This is a genomic window from Aeromonas sp. 95A, from assembly GCF_051919235.1.
GTDB classification, from domain to species: domain Bacteria; phylum Pseudomonadota; class Gammaproteobacteria; order Enterobacterales; family Aeromonadaceae; genus Aeromonas; species Aeromonas veronii.
Genome location: NZ_JBQBFC010000001.1, coordinates 2,091,366 through 2,110,000 on the forward strand (window position 1 = coordinate 2,091,366; position 18,635 = coordinate 2,110,000).

The 18,635-nt window shown below is 58.6% G+C and carries 14 protein-coding genes, 2 rRNA genes and 1 riboswitch (1 of these 17 only partly in view); of the genes, 8 read left to right on the forward strand and 8 right to left on the reverse strand.

Annotated features, from left to right (window positions below; genetic code table 11):
• Positions 1-38: 38 nt before the first annotated feature.
• Positions 39-659: a TetR/AcrR family transcriptional regulator gene (locus ACTG2U_RS09305; protein WP_005349170.1), complete on the reverse strand. Its 621-nt coding sequence runs from the start codon at positions 657-659 to the stop codon at positions 39-41.
• A gap of 408 nt (positions 660-1,067) precedes the next feature.
• Between ACTG2U_RS09305 and leuA the strand changes: the two genes are divergently transcribed.
• From leuA to ACTG2U_RS09330, 5 genes are all read left to right on the forward strand, one after another.
• On the forward strand, positions 1,068-2,630 hold the full coding sequence (gene leuA, locus ACTG2U_RS09310; protein ID WP_346202298.1) for a 2-isopropylmalate synthase: 1,563 nt from the start codon (positions 1,068-1,070) through the stop codon (positions 2,628-2,630).
• Between the two features lie 132 nt (positions 2,631-2,762).
• Entirely contained in the window at positions 2,763-3,848 is a 1,086-nt protein-coding gene (gene leuB, locus ACTG2U_RS09315; RefSeq protein WP_047436248.1) for a 3-isopropylmalate dehydrogenase, read from the forward strand.
• Between the two features lie 33 nt (positions 3,849-3,881).
• Entirely contained in the window at positions 3,882-5,279 is a 1,398-nt protein-coding gene (gene leuC / locus ACTG2U_RS09320; RefSeq protein WP_429012792.1) for a 3-isopropylmalate dehydratase large subunit, read from the forward strand.
• A gap of 12 nt (positions 5,280-5,291) precedes the next feature.
• Positions 5,292-5,891, forward strand: coding sequence for a 3-isopropylmalate dehydratase small subunit (leuD, locus tag ACTG2U_RS09325; RefSeq protein WP_201354742.1), 600 nt, complete (start codon positions 5,292-5,294; stop codon positions 5,889-5,891).
• Positions 5,892-6,008: 117 nt separating this feature from the next.
• Positions 6,009-6,938, forward strand: coding sequence for a transglutaminase domain-containing protein (locus ACTG2U_RS09330; RefSeq protein ID WP_439974393.1), 930 nt, complete (start codon positions 6,009-6,011; stop codon positions 6,936-6,938).
• A gap of 28 nt (positions 6,939-6,966) precedes the next feature.
• Here the strand turns inward: ACTG2U_RS09330 and ACTG2U_RS09335 are convergent, their stop codons facing one another.
• A complete protein-coding gene (locus ACTG2U_RS09335) occupies positions 6,967-7,257 on the reverse strand; it encodes a PilZ domain-containing protein (RefSeq protein WP_005339160.1) in 291 nt (96 codons plus the stop codon).
• A gap of 89 nt (positions 7,258-7,346) precedes the next feature.
• Positions 7,347-7,437: riboswitch (TPP riboswitch) on the forward strand.
• Positions 7,438-7,497: 60 nt separating this feature from the next.
• On the opposite strand from ACTG2U_RS09335, the gene thiB reads away from it, so the two are divergent.
• From thiB to thiQ, 3 genes are read left to right on the forward strand one after another with little or no spacing between them, the layout of a single operon-like run.
• Entirely contained in the window at positions 7,498-8,478 is a 981-nt protein-coding gene (gene thiB, locus ACTG2U_RS09340) for a thiamine ABC transporter substrate binding subunit (protein ID WP_429012789.1), read from the forward strand.
• Positions 8,475-10,094 carry a thiamine/thiamine pyrophosphate ABC transporter permease gene (gene thiP, locus ACTG2U_RS09345; RefSeq protein WP_429012859.1) on the forward strand — a complete coding sequence of 540 codons (1,620 nt, stop codon included), beginning with the start codon at positions 8,475-8,477 and terminating at the stop codon, positions 10,092-10,094. The genes thiB and thiP overlap by 4 nt, the downstream gene beginning before the upstream one ends.
• Positions 10,081-10,776: a thiamine ABC transporter ATP-binding protein gene (thiQ, locus tag ACTG2U_RS09350; protein WP_429012786.1), complete on the forward strand. Its 696-nt coding sequence runs from the start codon at positions 10,081-10,083 to the stop codon at positions 10,774-10,776. Before thiP ends, thiQ begins: the two co-directional genes overlap by 14 nt.
• Positions 10,777-10,856: 80 nt before the next feature.
• Here the strand turns inward: thiQ and ACTG2U_RS09355 are convergent, their stop codons facing one another.
• From ACTG2U_RS09355 to ACTG2U_RS09380, 6 genes are all read right to left on the reverse strand, one after another.
• Positions 10,857-12,227, reverse strand: a complete 1,371-nt coding sequence (locus tag ACTG2U_RS09355) for a PhoH family protein (protein ID WP_005339173.1) — start codon at positions 12,225-12,227, stop codon at positions 10,857-10,859.
• Positions 12,228-12,447: 220 nt separating this feature from the next.
• Complete coding sequence (locus ACTG2U_RS09360) at positions 12,448-13,131, reverse strand: TSCPD domain-containing protein (protein ID WP_021231985.1); 684 nt, start codon at positions 13,129-13,131, stop codon at positions 12,448-12,450.
• A gap of 10 nt (positions 13,132-13,141) precedes the next feature.
• Positions 13,142-15,289 (reverse strand): adenosylcobalamin-dependent ribonucleoside-diphosphate reductase, encoded by a 2,148-nt coding sequence (locus ACTG2U_RS09365; RefSeq protein ID WP_439974394.1) that lies wholly within the window; start codon positions 15,287-15,289, stop codon positions 13,142-13,144.
• Between the two features lie 211 nt (positions 15,290-15,500).
• Complete coding sequence (locus ACTG2U_RS09370) at positions 15,501-15,953, reverse strand: pullulanase (protein WP_201945888.1); 453 nt, start codon at positions 15,951-15,953, stop codon at positions 15,501-15,503.
• Positions 15,954-16,236: 283 nt separating this feature from the next.
• Positions 16,237-16,351, reverse strand: a 5S ribosomal RNA gene (rrf, locus tag ACTG2U_RS09375).
• A 119-nt stretch (positions 16,352-16,470) separates the two neighbouring features.
• Positions 16,471-18,635, reverse strand: a 23S ribosomal RNA gene (locus tag ACTG2U_RS09380); it runs 725 nt beyond the window's last position.

Genomic DNA, 18,635 nt, shown 5'->3' on the forward strand with positions numbered 1-18,635 from the left:
GCCGAATGGCCCTTTTTAATCTCGATGTTGCGGCAAAATCAGTGGCTGCCGCGCAGACCGGTCTCCATCAGACGGCAATTGTGGTCCGCCAGACGGGCCATGAAGTGCTCATCTACTTTCAGGCCAAACACCTGCTCGTAGAGATCTTTCATCACGAATGGCTGCCACATCATGCTGAGGAAGGAGATCTTCAGCATGTCGGGATCCAAGTTGTCACCCAGCTCGCCGTTAGACTTCATGGTTTCCAGCAGGGCATCGAACTGCGGCAGCTGACGCTCCAGCAGGCGGTTCAGCACAAAATCCCGGCCCGGGCTCTTCTCGGTCGACAATGCGCTGGAGATGGCAGAGGTCAGCTCGCTGTTGGGCGCCATCACCTGATAGTAGGTGTTGAGCAGCTCGTTGAGGCTGTGATTGCTGTGTTCATCTTGCCAAGCATGGTCGAGGGGTTCGGCCACATCGCCCAACACCGCTTTGTAAAGACCCTCTTTACTGCCGAAGTAGTAGTGGATCATTGCCAGATTGGAGCCAGCAAGCTCCGCGATTTCGCGTGTAGTCACCTTGCTATAGGGAGTATTGAGAAAACGCTCACGGGCGGCAGCAAGCAACTTGTCACGAATGTCAGAACGTCCGACCGGACGACCAGGTCTACGTTTTTCCATTTAACACCTCAGATAATTCAGCCAATGCTGATAAGTCGATCTGGTTGTGCAGAGAATAGAGCACAGCAGGAATGACCAGATAATCGGTCATGGGCCGAATATGGGACAAGGAAATTTGCAATCCTTTACAATCCGATTAAATACGTCAGCAGATTGCCCCTGACCTTCCGTGTTGACACAGCATAAAAATCTCGATATTGGTAAAAGCGTTATCGACTGGAAGGAATAACAACATCATGCGTATCGCCACCCCGCTACTACTAATCTCCCTAATCGCGTTAACTCGCGCGGGATCCTTGTAGCCGGGCTAAGGCATAGCCGGAATTTACAAAAACCCGTGCACCCTGCACGGGTTTTTTTATGCCGCCGCAGGATGCACGTTACCGAACTTAGGAAGAGGGAAGTCACATGTCAGATCGGGTCATCATATTCGACACCACCTTGCGTGATGGTGAGCAGGCCCTGGCGGCCAGTTTGACAGTCAAGGAGAAGCTGCAGATCGCCCAGGCACTGGAGCGGCTCGGTGTCGACGTCATGGAGGTGGGCTTCCCGGTCTCTTCTCCCGGCGATTTTCACTCGGTGCAGACCATCGCCCGCCACATCAAGAACAGCCGGGTCTGCGCCCTCGCCCGCGCCCTGCCCAAGGATATCGACGCCGCAGGCGAAGCCTTGCGGGTCGCCGAGGCGTTTCGCATCCATACCTTCATCTCCACCTCCTCCATCCACGTGGAGAGCAAGCTGAAAAAGAGCTTCGAAGACGTGCTGGAGATGGGGGTCGGCGCCATCAAGCACGCCCTGCGCTACACCGATGATGTGGAGTTCTCCTGCGAGGATGCGGGCCGCACGCCGATCGATAATCTCTGCCGCATGGTGGAGGCCGCCATCAAGGCGGGGGCCCGTACCATCAATATCCCCGATACCGTGGGCTACACGGTGCCGACCGAGTTCTCCGGCATCATCCACACCCTGTTCAACCGGGTCCCCAACATCGACAAGGCGATCATCTCGGTCCACTGCCACGACGATCTGGGGCTCTCGGTGGCCAACTCCATCGGCGCGGTGCAGATGGGGGCCCGCCAGATCGAGTGCACCATCAACGGCATCGGCGAACGGGCGGGCAACTGCTCGCTGGAAGAGGTGGCGATGATCCTCAAAACCCGCGCCGACCTGCTCGGGGTGCAAACCAATATCCGCCACAACGAAATTCATCGCACCAGCACGCTGGTCAGCCAGCTGTGCAACATGCCGGTGCAGCCCAACAAGGCGATCGTCGGGGCCAACGCCTTCTCCCATAGCTCCGGCATCCATCAGGATGGGGTGCTCAAGGCGAAAAATACCTACGAAATCATCACTCCCGAGAGCATCGGCCTGACCCAGAACAACCTCAACATGACCTCCCGCTCCGGCCGCCACGTCATCAAGCACCGGATGGAGTCCATGGGCTACGCCGAGAGCAGCTACGACCTCGACCACCTCTACGGCAAGTTCCTGACCCTGGCCGACAAGAAGGGGCAGGTATTCGACTACGATCTCGAAGCGCTGGCCTTCTTCAGCCAGATCCACGAGGAGCCGGAGCACTTCAAACTGGAGTACCTCGGGGTGCAGAGCGGCAGCTCGGTACTGGCCACCGCCTCGGTCAAATTGAAAGTGGGGCAGGATCTTATCTGCGAAGCGGCTACCGGCAATGGCCCGGTGGATGCGGTCTACCAGTGCATCAACCGCATCACCGGCTATGAGATCCGCATCGACAAATATGCCCTCAAGAGCAAGGGCGAAGGGGAAGATGCCCTCGGTCAGGTCGATATCGTCGCCGAGTACAAGGGACGCAAATTCCACGGCATGGGACTGGCCACCGACATCATCGAATCCTCGGCCCATGCCCTGCTCCATGTGATCAACAGTATCTGGCGCGCCGATCAGGTGGCCGAGCAGATGGAACGCAATAACAGCATCAAATCAGAAACCGTCTGAACAGGGCTCGGAACCAAACAGACGGCATGGAATGACAACATCAGGACGGGGAACGTCTGAACCGGCAACCGCGCGCAGCGTTGGTAAAACCGGGCAGAGGGATCTCAAAGACAATATCAGGATGGAGAGTGTATGAGCAGTTATCGGATCGCAGTATTGCCGGGTGACGGCATTGGCCCGGAAGTGATGGCCGAAGCCGTCAAGGTGCTGGAAAAGGTGCAGGCCAAATTCGGCCTTGCCTTCGAATATGATCGCCATGACGTGGGCGGCATCGCCATCGACAACCACGGCACCCCGCTGCCGCAAAGCACCATCGCGGGTTGTGAAGCGGCCGATGCCGTGCTGTTTGGCTCGGTGGGCGGCCCGAAATGGGAACATCTGCCCCCCAACGATCAGCCTGAGCGTGGCGCCCTGCTGCCCCTGCGCGCCCACTTCAAGCTGTTCTGCAACCTGCGTCCGGCCCGTATCTATACCGGTCTGGAGCAGTTCTCCCCGCTGCGCGCCGACATCTCCGATCGCGGTTTTGACATCGCCTGTGTGCGCGAGCTGACCGGTGGCATCTACTTCGGCCAACCCAAGGGGCGCGAGGGTGAAGGGGCGAACGAGAGGGCGTTCGACACCGAGGTGTACCATCGCTTCGAGATTGAGCGCATCGCCAAGATTGCCTTTGAGTCGGCGCGGGTGCGCCGTGGCAAGGTCACCTCCATCGACAAGGCCAACGTGCTCGCCTCTTCCATTCTGTGGCGCGAGGTGGTGACGCAAGTTGCCAAGGATTATCCCGATGTCGAACTGAACCATATGTATATCGACAACGCCACTATGCAGCTCATCAAGGATCCGTCCCAGTTCGACGTGCTGCTCTGCTCCAACCTGTTCGGCGACATCCTCTCCGACGAGTGCGCCATGATCACCGGCTCCATGGGACTGCTCCCCTCAGCCAGCCTCAACGAATCGGGCTTCGGCCTGTTCGAGCCGGCCGGTGGCTCGGCGCCGGACATCGCCGGCAAGGGCATTGCCAACCCCATCGCCCAGATCCTCTCCGCCGCCCTGATGCTGCGCTATAGCCTGGGCCAGGAAGCCGCAGCTCAAGCCATCGAGCAGGCCGTGGCCCAGACCCTGGCCGAGGGTTACTTCACCGCCGACCTGCATCAGGCCAGCGCCCGCCATCCGGTGCAGAGCACGTCCGAGATGGGTAGCCAGATCGCCGCCCGGATCTGAGCCGCATAACAGAGAACAAGGAAGAGAGAAGCAATGGCCAAGACCCTCTATCAGAAAGTATTCGACGCCCACGTGGTACGGGAAGTGGAAGGGGAGACCCCCCTCATCTACATCGACCGCCATCTGGTACATGAAGTGACCAGCCCGCAGGCATTCGATGGCCTGCGCGCCATGAACCGCCAGCTGCGCCGCCCGGACCTGACCTGGGCCACCATGGATCACAACGTCTCCACCACCACCAAGGACATCGCCGCCTCCGGCGAGATGGCCCGCATCCAGATGGAGACGCTGGCCGCCAACTGCAAGGAGTTCGGGGTTCGCCTCTACGATCTCAACCACAAATATCAGGGGATCGTCCATGTGATGGGCCCCGAGCTCGGCATTACCCTGCCCGGCACCACCATCGTCTGCGGTGACTCCCACACCGCCACTCACGGCGCCTTCGGTTCGCTGGCGTTCGGTATCGGCACCTCCGAGGTGGAGCATGTGATGGCCACACAGACCCTGAAACAGGGTCGCGCCAAGACCATGCGGATTTCGGTCAATGGCAAGCTGGCCGAGGGCATCAGCGCCAAGGATGTAGTGCTGGCCATCATAGGCAAGGTCGGCCACGCCGGTGGTACTGGCTACGTGGTGGAGTTCGCTGGCGAAGCCATCGAAGGGCTCACCATGGAAGGGCGGATGACAGTGTGCAACATGGCCATCGAGCTCGGCGCCAAGGCGGGGATGATAGCCCCCGACCAGACCACCATCGACTACATCCGTGGCAAGGAGTTTGCCCCCAAGGGCGAGGCGCTGGAGCAGGCTATCGCCTACTGGCAGAGCCTCAAGAGCGACGCCGATGCCAAGTTTGATGCTGAAGTGGTGCTGGACGCCGCCGACATCGCCCCGCAGGTCACCTGGGGTACCAACCCGGGGCAGGTGATTGCCGTCAATGACCCCATTCCGGCGCCGGAATCCTTCAGCGATCTGATGGAGCAGCAGTCCGCCCGCAAGGCACTGGCCTACATGGACTTGCAGCCGGGCCAGAAACTCTCCGATGTCGCCATCGACAAAGTGTTCATCGGCTCGTGCACCAACAGCCGCATCGAGGATCTGCGCGCCGCAGCCGCCATCGCTCGCGGTCGCAAGGTAGCCGCTGGCGTGCAGGCGCTGGTAGTGCCGGGCTCCGAGCAGGTGAAGGCGCAGGCCGAAGCCGAGGGTCTGGACAAGATCTTCATCGAGGCCGGTTTTGAGTGGCGCCTGCCGGGCTGCTCCATGTGTCTGGCCATGAACAACGACCGGCTGCAACCGGGGGAGCGCTGCGCCTCCACCAGCAACCGCAACTTCGAAGGGCGTCAGGGCCGCGCAGGCCGCACCCATCTGGTGAGCCCGGCCATGGCCGCCGCTGCCGCCGTCACCGGCCGCTTCGCCGACATTCGCGCACTGTAAGAGGACATTTCGATGACAGGATTCAAACAGCATAAAGGGATCGTCGTCCCCCTCGACAGTGCCAACGTCGACACCGACGCCATCATTCCCAAGCAGTTTTTGCAAAAAGTAAACCGCATCGGTTTTGGCAAGCACCTGTTCCACGACTGGCGCTTCCTTGACGATGCCGGCCAGCAGCCAAACCCCGAGTTTGTACTGAACCAACCACAATTCGCCGGTGCCAGCATCCTGTTGGCCCGCGAGAACTTCGGCTGCGGGTCGAGCCGCGAGCACGCCCCCTGGGCGCTGGCCGACTACGGCTTCAAGACCATCATAGCCCCGAGCTTTGCCGACATCTTCTACGGCAACGCCATCAACAATGGCATGGTGCCGGTGCGCCTGAAGGAGGAGGAGGTCGATGCCCTGTTCCAGCTGGTGGCCACCCAGCCGGGCATCGAGATCGAGGTGGATCTGGAGGCCAATCAGGTACGTGCAGGTAGCCTCTGCTTCGGTTTCGAGATCGATGAATTCCGCCGTTACTGCCTGCTCAACGGGCTGGATGCCATCGGTCTGACCCTGCAGCACGAGGCCGCCATCAGCGCTTTTGAGGCGAAGCAGCCCAGCTGGATTTAACGCGCCAGTTGCAAAAAAACGAGTAGAATCAACAGGGAGCTTCGGCTCCCTGTTTTACTGTCCGCTACGCTTCCCACTTTGGGCCACCGGAACTGGCCCGTGCCACAGGAAAGGATGATGAAGAGACCGACGGCAATTCCTCTGCTCTGTGCCCTGCTGCTTGCCCTGCCTGCGGGGGCCAATCAAACCAGCTTCAACAACAGCCTCGGCCAGATCAGCGTCGGCTGGCATGATAGCGAAGGTAAACCCCAACAGCTCACCTACCGGCTCGAACAGGGCAAGTTGCCGCCCCTTATCGCCTATCGCCCGGCGAGAATGCAGGAGGAGGTGTTGCAGGTGTTGCTGCGGGAGGTGCGCCAGAACTACCCCGAGGTGCAGTTCACCCTCGCCCGTCCCTCGCTGGAGCTGCATCTGAAAAGCCGCAATCAGGACAAGGCGCGCGAGGCGATGGCCTTTCTGCAGTCCAAGCGGAGCAAAGAGGAGCAGGCGTGGCTGACCAAACACTACTTCCAGTACTTCAGCACCCCGGACGGGCAGCTGGCGGTGAAGCAGGACCATGTGCGCATCGCGCTGGAGAGTCGCAGCGGGCTGGCTCCACTGGCGGATCAACTCAAGCAGCAAGGCAGTACCGAAACGGAAGCTCGCCAGAAGACCGTGGCCCATATGCTCACCTTTATCCAGAGCATCCCCTATCAGCAGCTCGATAGCCTGAATGGAAGACAGGGCAAGGGCTTTCTCCCGCCCCGTCAGGTGCTGGAGCAGAACCGGGGGGACTGCGACAGCAAGGTAACCCTGATGGCCGCCATGCTGGCCCAGCTCTTTCCCGAGCTGAAACAAGCCATGGTGTTCGTCCCCGGCCATGCCCTGCTGGCCGTTGACCTGCCCGCCAAGCCGGGGGATGTGACCCTCAACTGGCAGGGGCAGAGCTACCTGCTGCTCGAACCTACCGGTCCCGCCACCTTGCCTGCGGGCCAAATAGCATCGACCAGCAAAACGCTGGTCGATAGCAAGCAGTTGAGTGTGCAGCCGGTTCAGGAGAAAGGCTAACTCCCTCTGCTGATAGGGAGAACAAGGATTAACCCTGAGGCAAAAACTCCACCGCCAGCAGCAACCCGCTCTCCTCCTCCAGCACCCGGATAATACGGGCATGGGCTTCAAAGGGAGGCAACAGGTTGTTGTTGGTGGCAAGACTGATCCGGATGGGCTGATTGATGTCGAGCTGGTGTTCAGAGACCGCAATCCCCATGCCGTTGGCACTGAGATCCCGGCAGATCCCCTCCAGCACCAGCTGCTGCTGATAGACGGTGACCGGAGCATTGATGACCATGCGCGCAAAGGCACGCCTTTCCTTGGTATTGGTAAGCACGCAAACATCCTCTGTTGGGTGGGCGTCATCTCATGGGTATTGCACAATTGTGCTGGTCTACCCAAAAGAACGTTAATACAATGCGGTTCGTTTCTCAAACGGGGTGCGGTTTACCGCTGAGATTATACCCGTGTACCTGATCCAGATAATGCTGGCGGAGGAATTTGAGGCATGGCGCTCATTTTTTGCGCCCTCACCCGCTGGCACCTCGTTATTAACAAGTAATAGGGAGTGCCACCCATGAAGACCCTGCTGCTGGTCACCACCGGCCTGCTGTCGGCCAATGTGTTCGCCGCCGACACCCTCACCGTCTACACCTACAGCTCCTTCACTGCAGAATGGGGGCCGGGGCCCAAGATCAAACAGGCCTTCGAGAAAGAGTGCGACTGCACCCTCAATCTGGTTCCCCTCGAAGATGGGGTCGCCATCCTCAACCGGCTGCGGCTGGAGGGCAACCACAGCAAGGCCGATCTGGTGCTGGGGCTCGACGATGCCCTCATCAGCGAAGCCAAGCAAAGCGGCCTGTTCGCCCCCCATCCCGCCAAGCAGGATGGCATCAAGGTGCCGGGTGGCTGGCAGGATGACACCTTCGTCCCCTACGACTACGGCTACTTCGCCTTCGTCTATGACAAAGACAAACTCAAGCAGCCGCCCAAGAGCCTGAAAGAGCTGGTGGAGCGTCCCGACCTCAAGGTGATCTATCAGGATCCCCGCACCTCCACCCCGGGGCAGGGGCTGATGTTGTGGATGAAGTCTGTCTACGGCGACAAGGCGCCTGCAGCTTGGGCCGAGCTTGCCAAAAAGACGGTCACCGTCACCAAGGGGTGGTCAGAGGCCTATGGCATGTTCCTCGATGGCGAAGCGGACATGGTGCTCTCCTACACCACCTCTCCGGCCTATCACCTGATTGCCGAGAACAAGCCCCAGTATCAGGCTGCGGCATTTGAAGAGGGGCACTACCGTCAGGTGGAAGTGGCCGCCAAGCTGAAGAGCGCCAAACAGGGGAAGCTGGCTGACCAGTTCCTGCAATTTATGGTTAGCCCCGCCTTCCAGCAGGAAATCCCGACCGGCAACTGGATGTATCCCGTTATCGACACGCCGCTGCCCAAGGGCTTCGAGCAGATGATCACCGTAGCCAAGCCGCTCGCCTTCAGCAGCGATGAGGTGGCCGCCAATCGCAAAGGGTGGATCCGCGAGTGGCTGCAAGCCGTCACCCAGTGAGCCGTTATCTGAAACCACAGGCTCGTCCCCTCTGGTGGTTGCCGGGCAGTGCAGCCACCCTATTGATCCTGCTGTTATCCCTCGGGCCGCTCGCGGCCCTGCTGTGGCAGGCCGGTTCGCTGGCCCCCCGCACCCTGCTCGCAGATCCTTATCTGCGTCATGTGCTGGGCTTCAGTCTGGGGCAGGCACTGCTCTCCACCCTGCTCAGTCTCGGGCTCGCCATTCCGGTGGCCCGCGCGCTGGCGCGGCGCCGCTTCATCGGTCGAACCCTGCTGATCAAGATGTTCGGTCTCTCGCTGGTACTTCCGGTCATCATCGCCATCTTCGGCATTGTGGCGGTACACGGCAAACAGGGGTGGCTGCCGCAACTGTTGCGCTCATTGGGGCTGGATCCCGGCAATTATCTCTACGGCCTGTTCGGCATCCTGCTGGCCCACGTCTTCTTCAACATGCCGCTGGCGGCCCGCCTGATGCTGCAGAGCATAGAGAGCATCCCCGAATCGAGCTGGCGCCTCGCCAGCCAGCTCGGCATGCGCTCATCCCATATCTTCCGGCTGCTGGAGTGGCCGCTTATTCGCGGCATCTTGCCGGGGCTGGCCAGCCTCATCTTTATGCTCTGCTTCACCAGCTTCACCACAGTGCTGGCGCTGGGAGGCGGGCCGAAATCCACCACGCTGGAGGTGGCCGTCTATCAGGCGCTGCGCTTTGACTTCGATCTCGCCACCGCAGGCGGACTGGCGCTGGTGCAGCTGATCCTGACCGCCGCCCTGCTCGCCCTGCAGCACAAGCTGCAGAGTACCCCGGCCAGCAGGGTGACTCCCCGTCGCCCCTGTCTGCGGCCGGACCATCATCAGCCGGGCACGGCGGTGGTGGACCTGCTCTCGCTCGGTATCGGGCTCGCCATCTTTCTGCCACCGTTGCTAGCCATCGTGGTGGCAGGCCTCCACCCCGGCCTGCTGACAGCGCTCACCTCCAGCAAGCTATGGCAGGCGAGCGGCCAGTCGCTGCTGATTGCACTGGCGGCAGGCACCCTGGCGACCCTGCTTGGCAGCGGCCTGCTACTCACCAGCCGTCACCTCAAGGTGCGCACCCGCCAGCGGCGGGCTGCCGCCCTGTGGGAGGCAAGCGGTTCGATGATCCTGATGATCCCGGCGGTGGTGCTCTCCACCGGTCTCTTTATCCTGTTTATGCCCTTTGCCGATGTGTTCGCCCTCGGCCCCTGGCTGGTGGTGCTGGTCAACGCCCTGATGGCGCTACCCTACGTGCTGCGCACCCTCTCCGCCCCCATGCAGCTGGTGGTGCGCCAATACGACCGGCTGGCGGATAGCTTGGGGGTACGCGGCCTACATCGCCTGCGGCTGGTGGAGTGGCCGCTGCTGCGCCGCCCGCTGGCACTGGCGATGGCACTGTCGATGATCCTCTCGCTGGGGGATCTCGGTGCCATCGCCATGTTTGGCAGTCAGGAGCTCACCACCCTGCCCTGGCTGCTCTATCAGCAGCTCGGCAGCTATCGATTGACCGAGGCGGCCGCCACCGCTCTGCTGCTGCTCACACTCTGTTTCTCCCTGTTCTGGCTGGTGGAGCGGGGTCTTGGAGGAAAACATGCTGAACATTGATATGCTTGCGACCAGCTACCCCGACTGGCGCGTCAGCTTCAGCGCGACCCTGCCCAAGGGAGAGATCACCGCACTGATCGGCCCAAGCGGCGCAGGTAAATCGACCCTGCTCGGGATGATCGCCGGATTCGTGCCGGTGGAGTCGGGCCGCCTCAGCTTCGATGGCGAAGATCTGCTGCCGTTGGGCCCCGCCGAGCGACCAGTCACCACCCTGTTTCAGGATCACAACCTGTTCCTCCACCTTTCGGTGTTCGACAACATCGCCATCGGCTTGCACCCGGGGCTGCGCCTGAGTGCCGCCCAACGGGCACAGGTGATCGATGCAGCCGAGCGGGTTGGTCTTGGCGAGATGCTAAACCGTCTGCCGGAGCAGCTCTCCGGCGGCCAGCAGCAGCGGGTCGCGCTGGCTCGCGCGCTGGTGCGCGGCAAACCGCTGCTGCTGCTGGATGAGCCCTTCTCTGCCCTCGATCCCGCCCTGCGCCGGGAGATGCTGGCGGAAGTGGCGAGGCTAGCCTGCGAGCAAGGCATTACCGTACTGATGGTCTCCCACAATCCTGAGGATGCCCAGCTTATCGCCGATCAGGTGCTCTTTGTGGACGAGGGGCGCATCGCCCTGCAGGGAAAGCCGGATATTCTGCAAAACAGCAACCACCCGGGGCTGCTGCGCTATCTTGGCCAATAGCCCTTGGGAATAAAGACTGCGCCATGATCAAAAAGGGAGGCCGCTTGGCCTCCCTTTGTATCTGGAAATATTCATCTAAATCAGAGATTTTCCTCGGCGAACGAGGCCAGTCGGCTGCGTACCACGCCATTGAGGAAAATGTTGGCACTGCCGTCAAAATCCTTGAAACGCTCGACAATGTAGGTGAGACCCGAGGTCACCGGGCTCAGGTAGTTGGAGTCGATCTGGGCCAGGTTACCGGAGCAGACGATCTTGGTGCCCTCGCCGCAGCGGGTGATGATGGTCTTGATCTGGGACGCGGTCAGGTTCTGGCACTCATCCAGCAGTACGAAGGTGTTCTGGATGCTGCGTCCGCGCATGAAGTTGACCGATTTGAACTGGATGTTGGCCTTCTCCATGATGTAGCTGAGCGAGCCGCTCATGTTCTCGTCCTGCTTGTGCAGCACCTCCAGGGTGTCGGTCACCGCCGCCAGCCAGGGCATCATCTTCTCCTCTTCGGTGCCGGGCAGGAAGCCGATGCTTTCGGCAATTTCCGGGGTATTCCGGGTGACGATCACCTTCTCGTAAATACCCTTCTCAATCACCAGTTCCAGCGCCGCCGCCATCGCCAGCAGGGTCTTGCCGCAACCGGCCGGGCCCGTCAGGATCACCAGATCGATGTGCGGATCGAGCAGTGCATCCAACGCCATCCCCTGATAGACATTCTTGGGATGGACACCCCACGCCTTGCGGGACATCAGTCGCTCGCGGCCCAGATCCTTGATGCGGATCTTGCTGCCATCGTGGCTGAGCACCCGGGCTGCGAAGAAATTCTCTTCATCCACCAGATACTGGTTTACGTGAACTCCCTCCAGCAGATTGGCATCGATCACATGGATGGTGTCGCGGCCGTGGGTCTCGCTCTCGCACTCGCCGACGCGCTCCCAGAAGCTGCCGGGCACCACCTGAAAGCCTTTGGCCAGCAGGCGGATATCGTCGATCAGCTGGTCGCTGCGGTAATCTTCAACGTGAGCAAGCCCGGCCCCCTTGGCCTTGAGGCGCATGTTGATGTCTTTGGTGACCAGCACCACCTGACGCTTCAACTCGTGCTTTTGCAGATAGAGGGCCGCGTTGATGATGCGGTTGTCGGCCTCCTTGTCGGTAAAGACCTCGGCATCCTGCGGCAGATGGTGATCGCTGAAGATGCAGATATTGCCGCTCGCTTCGCCAGCCAGCGGCACGCCCTGGGTGATCTGATCCGGGGTTGCATCGCGGAACACATCTTCCAGCGCACGAATGGCCACCCGCGCGTCGCGGCTGACATCCTTGTTGCGATCCTTGATGTTATCGAGCTCTTCCAGCACCGTCATGGGGATGAGCACGTCGTGCTCTTTGAAGGAGTAGATAGCGAGGGGTTCGTGAAGCAGAACGTTGGTATCCAGGATAAACAGCTTTCGGTCCGTATTGTCCATAAGCATCCTCCTTGGCACTGAAGGGCCACGTGTGTGAATCTCAGATGTCATTGAAACCACACGGCCGTGACAGTTTTATTACCCTCAACGCTACGCCCGATTTTACTATCGCGCAACAAATCACTGGGCCGTCTGATTTGATTGCGCATAAAAACAGCAATAAAAAGACCGGCACTGTGGCCGGTCTTTTCTCTATCGTTCAACTACTTGGGCATGTCTGTCAGCCGCACTTGGAGTCGCCGCAGTTGAGGCAGGTCATGCAGCCATCCTTCAGCACCAGCGCCTTGGTGTGGCACTTGTAGCAGAGCGCGGCATTGGCCGGGAAACCACTGCTCGCCTGCTGCTCTTCGGCCTCCTGAGCGGCTTTCAACTCGGCCTGCTTCTCGGCCAGAAATGCCTGCTGATGCTCGTCCAACCCCGGCGCCTTGAGCATGCCTATCTCGGTGAGATGGCTTTCGATCACGTTGCCAATCTCGGCGATCAGCGATGGAACGTACTTGCCCTTGTTCCAGTATCCGCCCTTGGGATCAAACACCGAGCGCAGCTCCTCCACCAGGAAGGTGACATCCCCACCCTTGCGGAATACGGCAGAGATGATGCGGGTCAGCGCCACGATCCACTGGTAGTGTTCCAGACTCTTGGAGTTAATGAAGATCTCGAACGGACGGCGGGTTTCGTGCACCGTGCCCTCGTTGAGAATGATGTCGTTGATGGTGATGAACAGCGAGTGCTCGGAGACATGCTCAGGCGTTTTCAGCTTGTAGGTAGTACCCATCAGCCGCTCCGGGCGCAGCACGGTTTCGTGCATGTGCACCACGTCATCCTGCGCAGAGAGATCTTCTTGCGGCTCATCCTTGGTACGCACCTTGTAGGCGACGATTTTCTTGTCGATCTTCTTGACCATAATGTCGTTCTCAGAATTTACCGTAATAGCCTTCTTTCAAGGCGTCGTAGAGGTTGGCGGCCGTATGCAGCTCGCCATCGTATTCGATCTCTTCGTTCCCCTTGACGGAGATGACGGAGCCATCCTCCAGGGTGAAATCGTACAGGGTGTTCTCCAGATCCTTCGCCTTCACCAGCACGCCCTGGAAAGCCTCCGGATTGAAGCGGAAGGTGGTGCAGCCCTTGAGGCCAGAGTCCGAGGCATACATGTAGATGTCCTTGAACTGCTCGAACGGGAAATCGGTTGGCACGTTGGCAGTCTTGGAGATGGAGGAGTCAATCCAGCGCTGGGCCGCAGCCTGAATGTCCACATGCTGGGCCGGGCTGATGTCGTCAGCAGTAATGAAATATTCCGGCAGACGGCTCGCCTCATCATCGGCATAGGGCATGGCGGCCGGATTCACCAGCTCGCGATAGGCCAGCAGCTCGAAGGAGTAGACATCGACGCTCTCCTTGCTCTTCTTGCCCGGCTTGATGACGTTGCGGCTGTAGTGGTGGGCAAAGCTCGGCTCGATGCCGTTGCTGGCGTTGTTGGCCAGTGACAGCGAGATAGTGCCGGTGGGCGCAATACTGCTGTGGTGGGTGAAACGCCCACCCACTTCCGCCAGCTCGGCGACCAGCGCAGGATCTACCTCGGCAACCTGCTGCATATAGCGGCTATAACGCGCATGCAGCACCTTGCCCTTCACCTTGTCACCCACCTTGATGCCATCAGCCGCCATTTCCGGGCGCAGACGCAGCATCTTGCCGGTTACTTCGAACTCCTGCTCCATGATGGGGGCAGAGCCCTTCTCCTTGGCCAGACGCAGGGACTCCTGCCAGCCGGTCATCGCCAGCTCTTGGGATACCTGCTCGGTAAAGGCCACGGATGCCGCAGAGCCGTACCTGATCTGCAGCATGGTCAGGGTCGAGCCAAGACCCAGGAAACCCATGCCATGCCGGCGCTTGGCTGTGATCTCCTCGCGCTGTTTGGCCAGCGGCAGTTGGTTTATCTCCACCACGTTGTCGAGCATGCGAGTAAAGATGGCCACCACCTTGCGAAACGCCTGCCAATCGAACGCAGCGCTTTCAGTAAAAGGGTCGCGCACAAACTTGGTCAGATTGACCGAGCCAAGCAGGCAGGCGCCATAAGGCGGCAAAGGCTGCTCACCACAGGGGTTGGTCGCGCGGATCTCTTCACAGAACCAGTTGTTGTTCATCTGGTTGACCTTGTCGATCAGGATGAAGCCGGGCTCTGCATAGTCATAGGTGGAGGTCATGATGACATTCCACAGCTTGCGTGCTGGCATGGTCTTGTAGACCTTACAAGCGACCTGCCCCAACTCGTTGAATACAACCCCTTCCTTGTTGGGCCAGTCGGCCCATAGCACCTGAGCGGGATCGTCCAGCGCAATGCCATCCTGCTCCACCTCTTTAGCGGTGTAGGGGAAGAGCAGCGACCAGGGGGCATCCTCTTTCACCGCCTTGACGAAATCTTCGGTGATGAGCAGGGAGAGGTTAAACTGACGCAGGCGGCCATCTTCACGCTTGGCCTGAATAAACTCGATCACATCGGGATGGCGGATATCCATGGTGCCCATCTGGGCGCCGCGACGGCCACCGGCTGACGAGACGGTGAAACACATCTTGTCATAGATATCCATGAAGGAGAGCGGGCCGGAGGTGTAGGCACCGGCACCGGAGACAAAGGCACCGCGCGGGCGCAGAGTCGAGAAGTCATATCCGATGCCGCAACCGGCTTTCAGGGTCAGACCGGCCTCGTGCACCTTGCCGAGGATATCGTCCATCGAATCTTCGATGGTACCGGAGACAGTGCAGTTGATGGTTGAAGTGGCAGGCTTGTGCTCAAAAGCCCCGGCGTTGGAGGTGATGCGGCCCGCCGGAATGGCCCCATTGCGCAGCGCCCACAGGAACGGCTCATACCAGGCCTCAGGCTCCTGCTCCTGCTCTGCCAACGCACGGGCTACCCGCTGGTAGGTCTCATCGATAGAGCTGTCGATGGGAGTGCCATCCTTGCTCTTGAGGCGATACTTGCTATCCCAGATCTCGAGGGACGTTTCCTGCATGGGGATAAGGCGGGAGCCAAGCTCACTCTCCAGCACCGGGTTCGATTTAGCCATTTTCAATCAACCTTATGTGAATGCATCAACATCATGACAACAGCAGAAAACACAACTAATGGTGCCATCTAAAATTAATGGCACAACATATAGTACACCTGATGCCATGAGGGCGCCGATTCTAACCTAAAAAAATGCCCCGGCCAGCAGATTTCTGGGCCAGGGCACTTAACTGATTAATTTGCTGAGAGATTTAACACTCAGAGATAGATCAGGGCTTCTTGACGTAAACGGTCGGCGTTTCACCCGCCATATTCAGATAGAACTCATAAACGCCATCGGCATCCGGTGAGAACTTCATGTCCTCATACTTGGAGCAGGGGTTGACCGGCACCGCCTCACCACCCAACACGGCAACACCATCACTCGGGCTCTTGTAACCAAAGTTGGTACCGCAGCTCCAGCCTGAATCAGCAAACTTGAACTTGTAGGGGGCCCACTCTTTCTTGAGAGTGCCTTTGGCCATATAGAGTTTGTCGGCCACCTTGACAACCTTGCTTTCATCAGTCGCCATCCAGTCGTTCATCTCCCCGCGCAGGTAGATGGACTTGCCATCGAAATCGCTGTTGTCTGCCCCAGACTGCTCTGCACCACCATTGGATGCGCAACCGCCTAATACCAGGGTTCCCGCCGCCAGCATCATCGTTACTGTTCTTTTGAACATGGGTCTATTCCTTAAATTATTGTGATTCCTTGGTCCATCCATGTGGACTGAAGAATTAAACCAGAGCAGGCATCACAAGAAAGGTAGAGGCATCACATTCTGTGCTTTTTATATCCAACACATTGAACTAGTGAGGAAATATCGAACAGAAAAGAGGCCTTTTTGGGGCTTTAGAAGGGTAATCAATGAATGACAAGAAGGGGAAAGTCTAATAATCCGGCGACGTGCTGAATTGCAGGCAATAAAAAACCCCGCTCGATGAGCGGGTTTTTTTGTATTGGGTGCCTGGCAGTGTCCTACTCTCGCATGGCGAATGCCACACTACCATCGGCGCTACCGCGTTTCACTTCTGAGTTCGGCATGGGATCAGGTGGTTCCACGGCGCTATGGCCGCCAGGCAAATTCTTAATCTAGAAAGCTGACGTGAGTAGTGATGTTGCGCTTGGCTTGTCACTATCACTGAATTAGTAGTTCGCTTAGGTTTGCTACAAGCCTTAGAACACTTCTTGGGTGTTGTATGGTTAAGCCTCACGGGTAATTAGTATGGGTTAGCTCAACACATCACTGCGCTTACACACCCCACCTATCAACGTTGTGGTCTCCAACGGCCCTTTAGGACCCTCAAGGGGTCAGGGATGACTCATCTCAGGGCTCGCTTCCCGCTTAGATGCTTTCAGCGGTTATCGATTCCGAACTTAGCTACCGGGCAGTGCCACTGGCGTGACAACCCGAACACCAGAGGTTCGTTCACTCCGGTCCTCTCGTACTAGGAGCAACTCCCTTCAATCATCCAACGCCCACGGCAGATAGGGACCGAACTGTCTCACGACGTTCTGAACCCAGCTCGCGTACCACTTTAAATGGCGAACAGCCATACCCTTGGGACCGACTTCAGCCCCAGGATGTGATGAGCCGACATCGAGGTGCCAAACACCGCCGTCGATATGAACTCTTGGGCGGTATCAGCCTGTTATCCCCGGAGTACCTTTTATCCGTTGAGCGATGGCCCTTCCATTCAGAACCACCGGATCACTATGACCTACTTTCGTACCTGCTCGACCTGTCCGTCTCGCAGTTAAGCTGGCTTATGCCATTGCACTAACCTCCTGATGTCCGACCAGGATTAGCCAACCTTCGTGCTCCTCCGTTACTCTTTGGGAGGAGACCGCCCCAGTCAAACTACCCACCAGGCACTGTCCGCGAGCCCGATTCAGGGCCCTGCGTTAGAACATCAAACATACAAGGGTGGTATTTCAAGGACGGCTCCAGCGCAACTGGCGTCACGCCTTCAAAGCCTCCCACCTATCCTACACATGTAGGTTCAATGTTCAGTGCCAAGCTGTAGTAAAGGTTCACGGGGTCTTTCCGTCTAGCCGCGGGTACACCGCATCTTCACGGCGAATTCGATTTCACTGAGTCTCGGGTGGAGACAGCATGGCCATGGTTACACCATTCGTGCAGGTCGGAACTTACCCGACAAGGAATTTCGCTACCTTAGGACCGTTATAGTTACGGCCGCCGTTTACCGGGGCTTCGATCAAGAGCTTCGCTTGCGCTAACCCCATCAATTAACCTTCCGGCACCGGGCAGGTGTCACACCCTATACGTCCACTTTCGTGTTTGCAGAGTGCTGTGTTTTTGATAAACAGTCCCAGCCATCTGGTCACTGCGACTTCCGACAGCTCCATCCGCAAGGGACTTCACCATCAAGAGCGAACCTTCTCCCGAAGTTACGGTTCTATTTTGCCTAGTTCCTTCACCCGAGTTCTCTCAAGCGCCTTGGTATTCTCTACCCGACCACCTGTGTCGGTTTGGGGTACGATGACTTGTAATCTGAAGCTTAGAGGCTTTTCCTGGAAGCAGGGCATCAATGGCTTCCACACCGTAGTGTGTTCGTCTCGTGTCTCAGTGTTGTGTCTCCGGATTTGCCTAGAAACACCACCTACGCACTTTCACCAGGACAACCGTCGCCTGGCCCACCTAGCCTTCTCCGTCCCCCCATCGCAATTACAAGTCGTGCAGGAATATTAACCTGCTTCCCATCGACTACGCCTTTCGGCCTCGCCTTAGGGGTCGACTCACCCTGCCCCGATTAACGTTGGACAGGAACCCTTGGTCTTCCGGCGAGGAGGCTTTTCACCCCCTTTATCGTTACTTACGTCAGCATTCGCACTTCTGATATCTCCAGCATACCTCTCGATACACCTTCGCAGACTTACAGAACGCTCCCCTACCACTCACACATAAGTGTGAATCCGCGGCTTCGGTGCCTGGTTTGAGCCCCGTTACATCTTCCGCGCAGGCCGACTCGACTAGTGAGCTATTACGCTTTCTTTAAATGATGGCTGCTTCTAAGCCAACATCCTAGCTGTCTGAGCCTTCCCACATCGTTTCCCACTTAACCAGAACTTTGGGACCTTAGCCGGCGGTCTGGGTTGTTTCCCTCTTCACGACGGACGTTAGCACCCGCCGTGTGTCTCCCGGATATTACTTACTGGTATTCGGAGTTTGCATGGGGTTGGTAAGTCGGGATGACCCCCTAGCCCAAACAGTGCTCTACCCCCAGTAGTATTCGTCCGAGGCGCTACCTAAATAGCTTTCGGGGAGAACCAGCTATCTCCGAGTTTGATTGGCCTTTCACCCCCAGCCACAGGTCATCCCCTAACTTTGCAACGTTAGTGG